Origin of the sequence: Magnetospirillum sp. WYHS-4 (assembly GCA_039908345.1) — a bacterium.
Taxonomy (GTDB): Bacteria; Pseudomonadota; Alphaproteobacteria; order Rhodospirillales; family GLO-3; genus JAMOBD01.
This window is the reverse complement of the sequence record JAMOBD010000160.1, coordinates 1-1191: the sequence shown is the minus strand read 5'-3', so window position 1 is coordinate 1191 and position 1191 is coordinate 1. Positions and strand designations below refer to the sequence as shown.

Sequence of the window (1191 nt, the reverse complement as noted above, 5' to 3'; positions counted from 1 at the left end):
ATATCCCCGAGCGCATCGCCTATGCCCGCGAGCCGCGCAAGCTGCCGGTGGTGTTGAGCGCCGACGAGGTGGTGCGGTTCCTGGAGGCGGTGCCCAGCCTGAAGAACCGCACCGCGCTGCTCGAGGAGGTCGATCCCGAAGCCTTCCTCGCAGACAAGGCTTACTGCCCTACTTGCCAGTTCCGATGATGAACATTTCAGATCCGAATTCCGAAAGCGTCTCGTCAAGAGTACGAATCACTATCGCATGACGGCAATCCGGCGATTGAGATAGCGTATTCCTCCGCCTATGGCCCGATGGATGATCCATTGCCCATCCGCTGAACACGCTTCGACGATTTCCCCTTGTTTCGTAAGATGGGTCAGTCGGCGGGTTTGCAGATCGAAGTAGAAGAGACCGGCTACTCGGTGATGCGACGCTGGCCGGTCTTGATCTCGACCGAGACCGACATGCCGGGCTGCAGGGGCACCTCCTTGCCGTCGATGGTCATGATCTTCCTCGCGAGCGTGACGCGGGTCGGATAGATCAGACCCTGCTTCTCGTCCTGCACCGAGTCCGCCGAGACCTGGCGCAGCGTCCCCTCGATGGTGCCATAGCGGGTGAAGTTGAAGCTCTCCACCTTGACCTCGGCGATCTGACCGTCCTTGACGAAGCCGATGTCCTTGTTGAGCACCTGGGCCTCGACCTCCAGGTCGGAATCCTTGGGCACGATGTCCATCAGCTTCTGGGCCGGGGTGACCACGCCGCCCTCGGTATGGACCTCGAGCTTGAGCACCGTGCCGTCCACCGGGGAGGCCAGGGTCTGCTGGCGGTTGCGCTCGCGGGCCTTCCTGAGCTCCTGCTCCAGGCTGGATGCCTTGGTGCGCGTCTCGGTGAGGCGGGAGAGCGTGTCGCGCTGGAACTCCGCCTCCATCTGGGCACGGCGCGCCTTGGAGGCCATGATGTTCGCCCTGGCCTCCGCAACCTTGCGCTTCTGACCTATACCTTTCCCCAGTTCCTCCCGTCGTATTACAATGCGAGCGATCCGAATTTTGCCAACTTCGCCCCTTTCTCCGCCGATCAGCAGGCGAGCGTCAGACCCAACTTGAACAGTGGAGGGGCGTTTTGGGAGAGGCCCCTATTGAAAATATTGGGTTTTTTGGCCTGAAATCCGGACCTGGCGAAAAATGTAGTGGAACATTTTCTCTGTCG

At 60.6% G+C, this 1191-nt stretch carries 2 protein-coding genes; one reads left to right on the top strand and one right to left on the bottom strand.

Annotation, left to right across the window (positions count from 1 at the left end; translation table 11 throughout):
- On the top strand, nucleotides 1–188 hold a 188-nt coding region (locus tag H7841_18580; GenBank protein MEO5338864.1), incomplete at its 5' end, for a hypothetical protein.
- A 212-nt stretch (nucleotides 189–400) separates the two neighbouring features.
- On the opposite strand, the gene H7841_18575 is transcribed toward H7841_18580, so the two are convergent.
- Nucleotides 401–940, bottom strand: coding sequence for an HlyD family type I secretion periplasmic adaptor subunit (locus H7841_18575; GenBank protein MEO5338863.1), 540 nt, complete (start codon nucleotides 938–940; stop codon nucleotides 401–403).
- Nucleotides 941–1191: the final 251 nt, after the last annotated feature.

Coding starts and splice junctions, on each gene's coding strand:
- H7841_18575 (MEO5338863.1), bottom strand. CDS start 940: ATGGCCTCCAAGGCGCGCCGTGCCCAGATGGAGGCGGAGTTCCAGCGC.